Here is a 13,241-nt window from a genome sequence, read left to right on the forward strand (position 1 = left end):
GACAACCGGAGGTCGCCGCCCTCGATATCCCCAGCGCTTTGTCGCGACCGCATTCATTCGAACACCGGCCAGCAGCCGTCTTCCTCGAGCCGGCCCGTCCGCCGCCTGCAGGTGTCATCGAGCAGCCGCTGACCGACGGACTTCCAGAACGCTGCCGGCCCGGAAAGGCGGACCGCATCGGCCTTCTGGATCTCGACCGAGCGGCCGCAGCGGCGACAGCCGACCCTCAGGATGTGATGGGAAATTTCGGACAGCCGCAGCGTCCGGACCGGCGGACCCGGCGGCTCCGGACAGGCGTAGGCAAGGCAATCCCGCAGGACGGCATCCCAATATTCGGGGGACAGGGCATCGCCCGGGCCCGGAGTCGGTGTCCTGCGGGGCTCCCGGCCGACGCCAGCGGCAAGCTTCTCCATCAGCTTCGGGCTCGGCATGCGCCAACTTGCGGGTCGATTCATTCCGCAAATAGAACATATCAGGAACATTGAGTCGAGTCCGCCGACGGTCGGAAACCGAAAAATGATCCCGGGGACGGTTGTCGGCGATATGGGAAGTGGTGAGTAGCGCATCGTGAAGCAGCGGAATAGCGGCGATATCGCCACAAATTCAACCACCTTCACTAAGAGACCTCTGGCAGCGGAGCTTCACAACGCGCTCAAATCGCCGGTACTTCGCCGAACTTCCGGATCACCGTTGCATCGCCGAATTCGCCGGTCGCGGGATCCCCCGTTCGGCTGAAGGCGATCGCACCGACACGGCCAGCCTTCCGCGAAAGTGCTTCGGCGCGCATCACGGCTGCATTCGGGTTGAAGCATTCTACAGCCTCGCCGGCCGCGATGCCGTCCTCGGCTCCGACGAAGGGCAGGGCGACATAATAGGTCACTTCCGCCATCAGGCACTCCTAAAGCGCTCGCTCCTGGATTCCGGACGACCGCAGCGTCAGGTCCCTCGTTCGGCTTCGCCGCGCTGCGGAGCAGAGATCAGGCCGGTGGTCGGGTCCAGGATCCCGAGCCCCTCACTTTTGGGCGGCGTTGCGGCTGAGATCAAGGGGTGCCGTCGGCAGATTCCAGGGTTCCTTTAGACTGGGTTTCAAATCTGGGAAGATCATTCTCCACCTGCGGGCGCCCGCGAGCAGTCCTTGCGGCGAATGTGGTCGACATGCCGATCGACGCTATGCGATGGGAACGACAGGCGCCGGTGAAGGATCAAGACGACCTTCCGCCGCAGGCACGTCGAAGATTTCGCCCCTGCTTTTCATCAATGCGATCTCAATGCCCGCCGCGGCGCAGCGCGGGGCCAGGCGGGTCGCCAGTCTCAACGTCGAGTCGGTGTATGGCACCACGGCGACCTGGCGGCCCCGCGACGGCACCGTCATCAGCATGCCGACGGTTTCGCAAAGTCCCTTATACAGGCGCGAGACCTGCCCGGAATGGCGTGTGTTGATGATGCCGCCCTTGCACTCGGCGGAAATGATCGTGCCGTCAACATCGGCAACGACGTCGCCGAGCCCCGATCTGGGATTTATGACCATCCGCCGACCGGTTCGCTCGGTGTAGGCCCCGCCATACCCGGTCTTGCCCATGCGGGTCATGCGTTCGAAGCCGTGCCGGTCCAGCCAGCCGGCGAAGTCGAAGCGCTTTCCGTGCTCGCCGTCCGGGTGAATCAGAATCTCCCTGGCCGGCGTAGTCCGCAGTAGGTGCATGGCATACGCCATCATGACGGCTCCTTCGTGGAGGTGACGCTCCCGCTCTCCGTCGCATCGACGAAGACGATTAGGCGAGGGTGCGACCTCGGTGATCAGATCGTCGAAATCCATTCAGTTCTCCCGCTGTGATGCGAGCTCCGGTTGGGCTATTATGCACCATTGGCACGGAAAGCCGGCGAGTTCGAACGAAATACCGCACTGCGGCAGTTGTGATTGTCCGGCGGATAACTGGTTACCGACGCGTCCACTCGAGCCATCCGATCGGGACAGACGGACGCCAAACTGCTGCGCAAGCTGCACGGCGCAGGTGTCGTCATCTACAGTCGACAGGGCCTGCATTCGAAGGTCGCGCTATTCGGAAAGCATGCGATCGTCGGCTCCGCGAACATGTCTGGAGCTGACCTTATCGAGGCGTCTGTCATGACCGACAGCCCCGTCATCGTGTCCGGAGTAGCTGCGTTCATCAAGAAACTGTCGACCTCGCTAACGAGGCTGAATGCCGGCGAAATCGGGAAGCTCTGCGCAATGGAGGTGGTACGAACCGGTCATTTTACCGGTAAGCAACGCACATCGAACCCAGTCCGCAGACTGGGAAACGCGACTTGGATCCTCGGCGTGAAGGAGATGAAGAAAGGTCCGACAGAGCGTCAGCAGAAGCGCATCGATCGCAGGACCAGGGAGTTGAACGAGCGGCTGGGAACGGAAGAGGACGATTTCGGCTGGATTCGCTGGGGAAAGAAATCCCGCTTCGGCCGCGAGTGCGGACCTGGCGACACTCTCATCCGGATCTACAATTGGCGAGACCGAAAGCGTCCCGTCGTCACCCGGCGGGTGCGGGTGTTGCTGAGAGATCCGGAACCCGACCTCAACCGGTTCTACACCGAAGATTCCGCCGGCCGGTCGAACGAGATCGGCTGGTCGAGGTTTCAGCGCATTCTGAAGGAAGCCGGACTTCCGCGAGAGGTGAAACCGATGAGCGCGTTGAAACTGGATTCCGCGATGGCCGAGATTATCGACCGAAAATGGACGCGAACTCGATAGGAGCTATCCGCCGACCGTCTTGGGACCGATGACGATCACGGTCACGTTGTCCTTCCCGCCCGCGTCGAGAGCGGCCGCCACCAGTCCCTCGGCCGGATCGTCGGAGTGCGCGGCGAGAACGCGTCCTATCTCGTCCTCTTGGACCATGTCACTGAGACCGTCGGAGCAAAGCAGAATGCCGACATGGTCCTCGAGCGGAAGGCGCCGGATGTGGGGACGCAAGGCGAGTGGTTTGGTCGTGCCACCGAGCGACTGGGTGAGCGCGTGGCTTCGAACGCCTCTTCGACCTCGATCCGCGTTGAGCGTATCGTCCCGACTCAACTGTAGCATTTGGCCTCGTCGGAGCTCATACGCGCGACTGTCCCCGACGTTGAAGACCAGCGCTTCGCGGTCGAAGTAAAGAACTCCTACGATTGTCGTACCCATCCCCGGTCGTCCCTCGCCGGAAAACATCTCTTCGAACAGCCTTCGGTTGGCATTGGTGATAATCGACGTGACGTCGGCTTCGTCGCGTGCGCGATCAATCGATCCTGCGATCGCCTCGACGACGACGCGACTGGCTATCTTGCCGCCTTCGTGCCCGCCCATACCGTCCGCAATAACGGCCCAGCCGTGACCGCCTGCGAGGGTCCCAGACCAGCATTCGATCGGATCGCGGCCAATCCGATTCCCGACGAGATATAGATCTTCGTTCGCGCTTCTCACGCGGCCGACGTGAGTAGCGGTCCACACTGGCCGGTCAGTTGCCATGTCGTCCTACCGGGCGGCTGCTGCCGAGCACGATTCTCCTGATTTCTTCGACGAACGCCGGCTTACGCGTCACGAGACCTTGGACACGCATGAAGCCCGTCCGGCGCGAGACTTCGCCGAGGAACGGTCGTGTCGAGATGACCGCCAGTTCATCGTCCTGGACCAGGAAGAAGAAGTCTTGCGTCCGGCCTTTCCGGATCGTCAATCCGCCCTTGGCAGCCCGGCGGGCGAATTCTGACAGAGGATCGTATCGGCCACCGGTGCGGGGTTCGGTCTGAGGAGCGAGATAGGACTCGATCTCGATCTGGACGCCTTCTCCGATCAATAGATCCATTTCGCGCAGCCTGGCTCCGGTGACGATGGACGGCTGGATTCCGGCGCTCGTGATGACCAACGATTTGCGGGCCACTTTCAAGGCCTCGTCCAGAAGTTCGAATTGCTCGTAGCATGAAAGGGGACGGACCTCGAAAGCATCCAACTCGTGCTTTGCGATCTCCTGACGTTCTTCGGCCGCTACCAAGGCGGCGACGGGGGGGTTCGGGCCGCGCGGCTGCAAACCGGCTGCAGCTCTTCTCACCGAGTCCACCTCCACCAGACTATCAACCTCCCTTTTTCGCACCGATCTGATCGCGTCGCGATCGGGCATGCTCCTGTACATGGGACGGCCGACCATCTTTTCGAGCTTTTTACTCAAGTCGGTGTCCGCAATCGCCCGTAGGAACCCCATCTTCCGGGGACCGCCGTGCCGCGCGAAGGCGAGTTCATACGCGTCGGCCAGCTTGCCGTCTACGACGAACGCCACCTGGATCTCGTCGGACTTTTCGGCGGCGTAGACGAGTGCGACACCCTCCCGGAAGAGGTTGTTTCGTCGGACCACGCGTTTAAGCGAGAGCACGGTTCGCCGGAAGTCCTCGTTCCGCCGTCGTCGGATGACTTTCGAGATGTCCGGAATGGCCAAGTCGTCAATCCCCGGCGGCTCCGCCGGATAGGGTCGGATCTGAACGGCTCCGGTGCCCTGAAGTTGGCTGGGACGAACAACGCTTTCACCCGTCAAGCGCAGGGGGCCTCGGCGGATGCCGTCGTAGTCGACGACTATCATCTCCTCCTGGGGGATCTCCAAGCGGTCGGTTCCGAGACGCAATTCGCCGGCCTCCGTCAGATGAAAGACGTCGGAGCCGTCGCTATTCGGCTGCCTGGTGACGTAACCGTCGGAGATGAGCATGTTCATGGCGCCGACCACGACGTCAAGCTTCAGCCCGAGCATGTTGGCGACGTCGGACTCGTGCGTCTCCCCCAAAGCTAAGCAGCGCATGGCGAATTCCTGGATGGTGGGCATGACCCGCGGCGCCATCGTAATGGCTTCGAGCGTCAAGCGGAAAATCGGCAGTCCGACCTCACCGTAATCGACGAGGTGAAAGCCCTCGCGGAACTGGTACTTCCTCGCAGCGAGCTCTGGCGTCACTGAAGCTCCTCCGCCTTGCAGGTTCGCTCGTTTTTGTCGATGTAGTCGATCACCGCCTTGAACGGATTCTTGCCTCGGATGTTTCGGCAGAAGAAATTGTCTCCCACAATCACGAGACCGCTCTTACCCCTCGACAGGGCCACGTTCAGCCGAGGGCGTTCGCGCAGGAAACCGAGGTCCTTCTGGTCGTTCGATCTGACGACCGAGTAGATGCATACGTCTGCTTGACGCCCTTGGAAGGCGTCGACGCTCGAGCAGTAGATATCGAGGGACGACCATTCGGCCACACCCCGATCGATCATTTCATTGAGAAGCCTCACCTGCGCCGTGTAGCCAGACAAAACAGCGACGGATATGCGTTCCTTTTGAGCCTTCGCTACAAACTGAAGGCGCAGCAGGATTTCGCGGATCTTGGTGACTTCGGTTGGGTTTTTGAACGTAAATCCTTCGGGCTCCTCGAAGCGACCGGGCAGGTCCTGGGTCGAATACCAAGTTACCGGTTTGGGAAAGGCTGCGGACAACTTCAGCCCATGCGACTTCACCGGGCTCCTCAGTTTTCCGCCGTAGAAGCATGTGCTGACGAGATCGCCGATCGGCTCGATCATCCTGTATTGGCTCTTCAGGCCGGCCCGGCATCCCGCGGGGAGGCCGGTATCCTCGTTCAACAATCTGTCGAGGAGTGTCGCCTGCACCTCCTCAGCCTCGAACTCGTTCAGGATTTCGTCGCCAAATTGTTCAAAAAACGGAGGGAGTTGCTCGGGGTCGCCGACAATGATGGATCGCTTGCTTCGGGACATCGGGATGAGAATCTCGGTCGCGGTCGCTTTAGACGCTTCATCGACGATGCAGAGGTCGTAGGCGACCTCCTCCATGCCGCGGACGCCGGCGATTCCGACGCATGTCCCGGCTATGATCTGGGCCGACGACAGCATGGCGGCGTTGAAATCTGAAGATCGTCCGACCCGCAGCAGCCAATCCTCAAGCAGCTTCAGCCGATTCCGGCACGCCGATATTATCGGGGTGTCTGCCAGGAAATGGGCGGCCCATTCCCCGAGCTCGTTCGGGTCCTTCGATTGAGCGAGGCCCGCAGCGTACTCGCCCATTTTCTGCAATTCGGCTCGCAGGTCCCCCTCCTCGACGACTGTCCGTTTGAGCGTTTGCTTGCTCTCGCCGATCTCGCTGTCGATCTGCGTCGTCTCTTCTTCGACCTCGTCCTGATCGGCGGGACCGCCAGCGGAATCGACGCCAGCCGTCTCGACGCTGACCCGATCGGCTTCCTGCCTGGCGATACGGTCGCGGAGGTCCTTTTGGATCGCGAGCACCTGCAGGAGACGCTCGACCTTCATCCCGACTGCCACGGCCTGGCGATCGACCTGCTTTTCCGCCGCCCACCTCTGCATATCCGCCTCCGCGGCCTTACGAACCTCCTTGATCCAGGCCTCGACGCGTCGCTCGAGCAAAAGCTTGTGCCCGAGTTCGGAGATGCGCGTTTCGTCGCTTCGCCCGATGCGAATCATCTCGAGCGGCAACTGCGTCTCCGTGATCCGTTCCAGGATGTTGTCGAGTGCTATGTGCGTCTGCGAGGACAATAAGATCCTGTCCCGAGGATTGCGCTTGAGCCACTGAACGACGATTTCCGCGATAAGTTTGGTCTTTCCGGTTCCTGGCGGACCTTCGATCGCAAGGATATCCTGCACGCCCAACGCCTTCGCCAGGATCTCTTCCTTCTCCTCGTCGAAATCCGAAGCAGTTGGAACGACGTCCTCCACAACCACCACGGGCTTTGCCGTGCGGGGATCGAGGATGATGCCCTTGAGCTGGTCGCTCACTGCCCTGCCGAAGTACACGGAGTTCAGAGCCGCGCTCTGATGGTCGAGAGCGCGCTGCGCGGCGAGCGTGTTGATCGCAAGCTCTCCCCGCCTTGGCAGCCGGCTCGCATCGCCAAATGTGACGTTGAGCGTGATCTTGTTGAAGGTGACGGTGGTGACGATGCCGGTCACCCTCCCGCCAGTAGTAAACGTGATGACGCGTTCCTGTCCGACTAGCTCTTCGCTCTGCGCGATTTCGGTCGTCAGTGTCACGTGATCCTCCGTGACGACTCGATTGACGTATCTGATGGCATTCGTGCGCTTCGCTTCCAGGTCGGCTCTGTCGCGCAGGTAGCTGCGCCAAACCCGAAATATCCGCTGGCCGGCCTTGGCCTCGCGTTCCTCGGCTAACTGTCGTCGAAGCTCGCCTGCCTCCGCAAGCAGCAGCCCGAGCTGTTGCCCAGCGGTTTCCGGGTCGCGCGGCCGGTCGAAGGAAAATGTCATCCGACGAGTCGGGCAGCCGTCTCTGAGGCTCGTGGCGAGGGAAGCGTCGATTTCCAACACGTGCACCAGTTCGAGCATCTCATTGTGGCGCCCGCTCAACCGGCATCTGAACCGCCAGGTCGCGCCGATCAGGTCTGCGTCGATCCTTTCGCCGCCCGCCATCGTATCCTCGGCAGGCATGATCCCCGCGACCTCGTCGAGTTCGTCTCGCACGAAGCGTTCGGCATCCTTCCGGTCCTGCAGGTCCATTCGCGAGCAGATCCGCGTCAAGACGGTACTCGACAGGGAAAGATGACAGATCGAAACGGCGGCAGATGCGCGTCTGGTTTCCTCCTCCGCCCTCTCAATCTGACTGAGAAGCATGGATGCCAGCGCGGGCCGCTTCGCAACGTCGTTATCCAGGCATTGCCCGAGGACCGCGCGGATGTTGCCTGGCAGCACAGCCTCCTGCAGGGCGATCAGTGGATCTTCCACACTGTCGAAGACACGACCCGTCACGCACGACAGCGCTACCGCCGCGAAGGCGTAACAATCCCGGCTCAGAGCATGCTCGGCGACATCCGGTTCCGCCGGCGTATACCCCTTGGTATAGTCGAACCTGAACGTCAGTCCTTTGACCGGCGCCCAGTTGCCGACCTGATCCAGCAGCTTCGCGATTCCGTAGTCGGCGAGCTTCGGTACGCCGTCCGCGGACACAAGGATGTTCTTCGGTTTGATGTCGCGATGGGCGATCTGTTTCTTCTGCCCGTAGACGACGGCATCGAGGATCTGTCGGCCGGATCGCTGCCAAAAAACCTCCCACGAACAGGGGCCGTCCCGCTCGATGACGGTCTCGAGGTTTTCCGGGACCCACTCAAGAACGATGTACCAGTGTCCCTCGTCGTCGCGGTCGACTTCCAGCATCTCAACGATGTTGGGGTGCCGGAGATCCTGCAGCATCCGGACCTCTCGTTGAAAGCCTTCCCGCGACCGCTCGTCCTCGGGTCCGAATCGCATGCGCTTGATCGCGACCGGCGTGGCCTTTTGAGTGTCGAATGCCTGGGTGACGATCGCCTGCGCGCCGTGACGCTCCGTTTTCGTCAGGGCGTAGCGGTTGCCAAGGATTCGCGGTGCGTTCTCGGCTTTTATGACCATGACGATGAGGATGCCAGTTGTTGACGATCGCGTGGTAGGCGCAGCGGGTTGCAACCTATACCAGCTACAACGAATACGCACCCTTCATCCTCGTTCTCCGGGACATGGATCAGAAGATCAGTGAAGCATCGCCGACGAAACATCTCGTCCCGGCGCCGTGAGCGAGGCGTGGTTGTCCTGCTCCCGCTAGGTCGTTGCGGCAGGCGCCGGAACGCCACAGACTGGCGTTAACGGGCTCGGACGACTCGGATAGCCTCGCAGGGTGGATTGCCAGATGACGGATTGAGATGGCCGCCGAACCGAAGCTGAAAGCAGCCGCAAAGAAGAAGCGCCGCCGCGCATCGCGGGAGGAGTTCGTCGACTACGTCGTCGAGATCGCCGACTGGGACTGGGGGTATTCCCTCCTGCTTAACACATCCAGGGATCCGGATGCTCATCAACCAAGGTTACCTCATCTGGGAGACCACCCGCAGCCCCGTGCGGCTGGGGTTCCCGGCCAGCGTGGTCGATCGCTGGTTTCCGCGGCTTTATGGGGGAGGGCAGTGAGATTGCGCTGCTTCCGCACGGGGCGGTCACTTATAATCGCCTGCCATTTCGCGGCGGGAAGGCGCCGCCCTCCGGAGCAATGAGGATGCCGCGCCAACTCGCCCGGCAACCGCTCGATTGTGATTGTGCTTTCCTTAGGACGGCCCAGCCGACTATCTGTTGAGGCCAAACTATGATTTAGGGCAGCTCTTACTTCGAGCTCTTGCTTCACTGTTCAACCTGGAGGAGATTTCTAGAAAGAGCGGGGGGAATAGTGACTTTCGAGGTGGGGCTGCATCCGGGCACGACCTAGCACAAGTGTGGTTTTCAGTGCCATATCTCGAAAGTTACGGCGGCGACATCTGGGCGGAAAATCGGCAGCGCGGCGCGGTTTTTTCCTTCAGGCTACCGCTGGCCAGAGCGCATGCTGGATAAATGGCGACGAACACGAGCCAAGGCGCCGCTGCGCCGTAGCGGTATCACTGGTTGCGCCCCCCGATTTGAAACGCGCTCCGCACGATCTCGCGCCCGTCGCGCGCACTTTCATCCACCAAGTCTTTGATTCGCATAACCTTCATTATGGAATATATTCCTAGAAACGCTAACGCCCGGGGCGTTCTATTATTGTCCATTCATGCGCTGTGAGCGCGGCCTAAGTATCGAGCGGCAGAGCTCCTTGCCCTGCGTGCCACTCGATAGTCGACCGTGAAGAACTCATAACCGCTTGAGGGGGAATCGTTTTTCACTGGCTGCAAGTATTCGTTTTGAGAATACAGCCGAGGACAAGGACGACCGTGCGGAAGCGGATGGAAAAAGAGATGAGTTGTCGAAGCATTGGATCAGAGCCTCGTCATTTCTGGCGCTCCTGCTTTTCCCGTTCTTGCTGTTCCGCTCTTGCTGTTCCGCTGACTCTCCCTCTTCGCCGGACGGGATCTGCGCCTTCAGTTCCTCGGACAGAACTGTCTCAGCCGCAACGGTAACGACTCGTTCTGCCGGCTTGAACCGGCTAGTCACAAACCACCCGCCGTCAACCGGAGTGTCCGTCGTTACCTCACGCTGTAAAAAGGTCTCTCTCTCTCGGTCTGCACATAGACCCATGCCTTACCCGCATAGCGTACCAGCGCTTCGCGAGGCACTATGACGCCTGCGAGCGGCTCCCCAGGCGCTGCGAGATATGCCGTTACGGCTTGCCCCGGCCGCAAAGCGAATCCGTCAGCCCGCAGCCGGACGATGAAGGTCTGGCCTTGCGTCTTCGGGTCGACTGCGACGAGCGCAATACTCTCGCCTGCGAGTGGGTGATTGTCTTGCCCGATCACGATCACTCGAGCCGCTGCATCGCCAGACACTGCGATACCGGACGGCACGACGACCTTGGCGAGAATCGTATCGAATCGAGCCACACGCAGCACCGGTTGGCCGCTCTCGATGGCTTCACCATCATCCTCGTTGCTTCCAAAAGCGCTTGACCTGGGAGGTACCTCTAAGGGTTAGCCTGGCTGCATTACGGCCTCGAAAAGCGGAGAACGAGATGAAGACCACCACTTTCAAAATCGAAGGCATGAACTGCGACGCCTGCGCCAACACGATCAAGACTCTCGTCGAGAAAGAACCGGGCGTGCAGATGGCCTCCGTCTCCTACAGCGAGCGGCAGGCCCGCGTGCTGTTCGATCCGAAATCGATCGCGGAAGAGCAGCTCGTCGCCACGATCCAAAAGCCCGGTTTTCGGGTGGTGGGACGCGAAGAGCTGAGGTGACCGTCTGACTCCACTCTCTACTCGTCCCAGACAACGGCTTCCGGAGATTTCCATGACCGATTCCACAGCAACCGTTTCGACGTTCGATCTCTGGAGCGAAGAGCCCGCGGCGCGCCCCGATCGCAGGAAAATACGTGCTCGGATCGGAGGCCTGCATTGTTCGCTCTGCACCGGCACCATCGAGAAGGCGCTCGGCCGAATGCCCGGCGTCGACAAGGTCGCCGTAAGCCTGACGCATGAGCAGGCGCTGGTCGAATATGACCCGGCTGTCGCGCGTCCGGAGCAGTTGCTGCAGACTTTACGCGATATCGGCTACACCATCTCCGATCCCCGCAAGCTCAGGGCCTTCGAAGAGGAAGAGCGCGATCTGGTGCGCGAGGCCCGGCGTTTCGTCCTCGCCGTGGTGCTCAGTGTCGCAGCGATTCCGATCATTGCCGATCCGGCGGTAGGCTGGATCGGCTTCCTCCCGGCCCTGGTTTGCCTCAGTCTGGGCGGTTTCGTCTTCCTGGTTCTCCGATCAAGCGGATTATGGGCCGCCATCGGAGCCTCGGTGGGCCTTACGGTCATGGCCCTGGGCCTGCTCTACCTCAATTTGCAGGGATATTTGACGAACGTAGCGCCATGGCTCGCTGGCGCGTTGGCGCTTGTTCTCGTCTTCGGAGTCGGAAGGCACATCCTGTTCATGGCCTTCCAGGCGCTGCGGCGCGGCATCCTCAATCAGCACGTCCTGCTCGAGATCGGAGCGTTCGCCGGCATCGCCGGCGGGATTGTCGGGCTCATCCTCGATCGGCCGGGCTATCCGACCGCAGCGTTCTTCGCCGTGGCGGTGATGGTCGGCACCTATCACATCTTCTCCGAGTGGCTGTCGCTGATAGTCAAGACGCGAAGTTCCCAGGCCGTCAAGCGGCTCCTGGACCTGCAGCCGGAGACCGCGCGCGTCGTTCGCGGCACCCGGGAATTCGAAACGCCGATCGAACAGGTTAAGCCCGGCGATCTCGTGCGAATTCGTCCAGGCGAGCGGATTCCTGCCGATGGCACGGTGGTCGATGGCCATTCTGGAGTCGATCAATCGCTGGTGACCGGAGAATCGTTCCCCGTCGAGAAGGCGAAAGGGGATCCGGTCATCGGGGGCTCGATCAATACGACAGGCACGCTCCTGGTAGCGGTCATCGTTATCGGAGAAGGCAGCTTTCTCAACCAGGTGATCCGCCACGTCGAGGATGCCCGTGCGCTGAAACCCGGCATTCTCCATCTGGTCGACCGTGTGCTTCGCGTCTATACGCCGATTGTTCTTCTGATCGCCGGGCTTGCCGTCGTAGGCTGGCTTGTCGGCTCCTGGCTGGCTACCGGGCATGTCGATATAGAGCGCGCGGTCTTTGCCGGTTTGAGCGTGCTGGTGATGGGATATCCCTGCGCGATCGGCATCTCGGCACCGCTCTCGATCGTGCGCGGCGCCGGCCAGGCCGCCGAACACGGCATCCTGATGCGGACCGGCGAAGCGTTCCAGGGATTTCGAACCGTCACGCACGTCGTTCTCGACAAGACGGGCACGCTCACCGAAGGGCGGCCGGCGGTGCGAGAGGTCGAAACGCTGGATGTCAGCGAGCAGGAGCTTCTGGCCATCGCCGCCGCAGCCGAAGCGTCGTCCGAGCATCCGCTCGCGCGCGCCGTGATCAAGGCGGCTTTCGATCGCGGCGCAACGCCTCCCGATGTCGAGTCGTTCGAGGCGTTTCCTGGAAAAGGCGTCGTCGCGCGCATCGAAGCCGGCGAAGTTATCGTCGGGAGTCCTCGGTTCCTGGCCGACCGGAATATAGACCTCTCGCGGTTACGCGAGGCCATCGAATCCCTGGAAGCGGACGGGCGTACCGTAATCGCCGTCGCAAGGGATGGCGCAGCATTGGGCGTTGTCGCCTTGGGCGACGCGCTCCGATCCGACGCAATTTCGGCCGTTGCGGCACTACGCAAGGCGGGTCTGAAAATGATCCTCGTCACCGGTGACAACGCCCGTGCGGCAAACCGTGTCGCTCGGGACGTTGGGGTCGATGAGGTTCATGCCGAAGTGTTGCCGCAAGACAAGGCCAAAATCGTCCGCGAACTACAAGTCTGGTCCAGAGTCGCGATGGTGGGCGACGGCATCAACGATGCCCCCGCTCTCATGCAGGCCGATATCGGCATCGCCATGGGCGGCGGCACCGATATCGCGATCGAGGCGGCGGACATCATTATCCTTTCGAACCGTCTCGGTGCCCTCGCCATTGCTCGCGACATCAGCCGGCGAAGCTACGCCAAGATGGTGCAGAACGTCGCACTTGCGTTTCTCTTCAATGGTCTGGGCATTCCGCTTGCGGCAACCGGGCTGATTCATCCTGTATGGGCGATGGTTGCGATGGCCGTGAGCGTCACGGCGATCTTCATCAACTCGCTGTGGGGAAGCCCGCGGCTGTTCTTCGACGCGATCCGCAGCGTGGGTCAGGCCATTGCTGCGACATCGACACAAGCGTCTTGAACGCAAAGGTCCCAACACGTGCCGCAAGACATCAGCGAGGCCCGACGCGAGCGTCT

The 13,241-nt window shown here is 61.3% G+C and carries 10 protein-coding genes; 3 read left to right on the forward strand and 7 right to left on the reverse strand.

Annotated features, from left to right (window positions below):
- Positions 1-53: 53 nt before the first annotated feature.
- The 3 genes from AC1Q6J_RS18090 to AC1Q6J_RS18100 all read right to left on the reverse strand — a co-directional run bounded on the left by AC1Q6J_RS18090 (position 54) and on the right by AC1Q6J_RS18100 (position 1,813).
- Positions 54-431, reverse strand: coding sequence for a hypothetical protein (locus tag AC1Q6J_RS18090; protein ID WP_492280589.1), 378 nt, complete (start codon positions 429-431; stop codon positions 54-56).
- Positions 432-652: 221 nt separating this feature from the next.
- Complete coding sequence (locus AC1Q6J_RS18095; protein ID WP_492280590.1) at positions 653-889, reverse strand: hypothetical protein; 237 nt, start codon at positions 887-889, stop codon at positions 653-655.
- 279 nt (positions 890-1,168) lie between these two features.
- Positions 1,169-1,813: a hypothetical protein gene (locus AC1Q6J_RS18100; RefSeq protein WP_492280591.1), complete on the reverse strand. Its 645-nt coding sequence runs from the start codon at positions 1,811-1,813 to the stop codon at positions 1,169-1,171.
- Between the two features lie 309 nt (positions 1,814-2,122).
- On the opposite strand from AC1Q6J_RS18100, the gene AC1Q6J_RS18105 reads away from it, so the two are divergent.
- Positions 2,123-2,743 carry a hypothetical protein gene (locus AC1Q6J_RS18105; protein WP_492280592.1) on the forward strand — a complete coding sequence of 207 codons (621 nt, stop codon included), beginning with the start codon at positions 2,123-2,125 and terminating at the stop codon, positions 2,741-2,743.
- Positions 2,744-2,746: 3 nt separating this feature from the next.
- Here AC1Q6J_RS18105 and AC1Q6J_RS18110 read toward each other — a convergent pair whose 3' ends face one another.
- The 4 genes from AC1Q6J_RS18110 to AC1Q6J_RS18125 all read right to left on the reverse strand — a co-directional run bounded on the left by AC1Q6J_RS18110 (position 2,747) and on the right by AC1Q6J_RS18125 (position 10,326).
- On the reverse strand, positions 2,747-3,493 hold the full coding sequence (locus AC1Q6J_RS18110) for a PP2C family protein-serine/threonine phosphatase (protein WP_492280593.1): 747 nt from the start codon (positions 3,491-3,493) through the stop codon (positions 2,747-2,749).
- The gene (locus AC1Q6J_RS18115; RefSeq protein WP_492280594.1) at positions 3,483-4,955 is read right to left on the reverse strand and encodes a hypothetical protein; all 1,473 of its coding nucleotides are present in this window, start codon (positions 4,953-4,955) and stop codon (positions 3,483-3,485) included. The genes AC1Q6J_RS18110 and AC1Q6J_RS18115 overlap by 11 nt, the downstream gene beginning before the upstream one ends.
- The gene (locus tag AC1Q6J_RS18120) at positions 4,952-8,401 is read right to left on the reverse strand and encodes an AAA domain-containing protein (RefSeq protein ID WP_492280595.1); all 3,450 of its coding nucleotides are present in this window, start codon (positions 8,399-8,401) and stop codon (positions 4,952-4,954) included. The genes AC1Q6J_RS18115 and AC1Q6J_RS18120 overlap by 4 nt, the downstream gene beginning before the upstream one ends.
- Before the next feature lie 1,571 nt (positions 8,402-9,972).
- Complete coding sequence (locus AC1Q6J_RS18125; RefSeq protein ID WP_492280596.1) at positions 9,973-10,326, reverse strand: hypothetical protein; 354 nt, start codon at positions 10,324-10,326, stop codon at positions 9,973-9,975.
- A gap of 128 nt (positions 10,327-10,454) precedes the next feature.
- Here AC1Q6J_RS18125 and AC1Q6J_RS18130 point away from each other — a divergent pair, with 128 nt between their 5' ends.
- Positions 10,455-10,679 carry a heavy-metal-associated domain-containing protein gene (locus tag AC1Q6J_RS18130; protein ID WP_492280597.1) on the forward strand — a complete coding sequence of 75 codons (225 nt, stop codon included), beginning with the start codon at positions 10,455-10,457 and terminating at the stop codon, positions 10,677-10,679.
- 52 nt (positions 10,680-10,731) lie between these two features.
- Positions 10,732-13,185 carry a heavy metal translocating P-type ATPase gene (locus AC1Q6J_RS18135; protein ID WP_492280598.1) on the forward strand — a complete coding sequence of 818 codons (2,454 nt, stop codon included), beginning with the start codon at positions 10,732-10,734 and terminating at the stop codon, positions 13,183-13,185.
- Positions 13,186-13,241 lie beyond the last annotated feature (56 nt).

This window comes from Afipia sp. MLSD5-FHT05B12 (assembly GCF_058793355.1).